This window comes from Streptococcus sp. HMSC072D05, from assembly GCF_001815805.1.
Lineage (GTDB): Bacteria > Bacillota > Bacilli > Lactobacillales > Streptococcaceae > Streptococcus.
Genome location: NZ_KV821994.1, coordinates 133,274 through 133,508, shown reverse-complemented (window position 1 = coordinate 133,508; position 235 = coordinate 133,274). Strand labels below are relative to the sequence as shown.

Genomic DNA, 235 nt, shown 5'->3' with positions numbered 1-235 from the left:
TATAAATCAGTGGATACTCTGGCAGAGCCTCTGCTTTTGGCGCTTCGCTCGGTACCATGGTTGGCTTAGCCGTGCCGACTTTGACAATTTGTGTTACTGGAGCTAGAGTTTCCTCGTTAGACAACTCTTGACGGTCAACAACTTGACCATTGGAACTGTAGACACGGGTCTTGATAGTTCGTTCGCCTTGAACTCCCGGAGTTTCGATTTGACGAGCATCTTGAACTAGCTCATC

General features: G+C 48.1%; 1 protein-coding gene. It reads right to left on the bottom strand.

The features are described from left to right. Window positions 1–235: G5 domain-containing protein (locus tag HMPREF3057_RS10405; RefSeq protein ID WP_257370665.1), on the bottom strand; the 235-nt coding region annotated here is incomplete at both ends.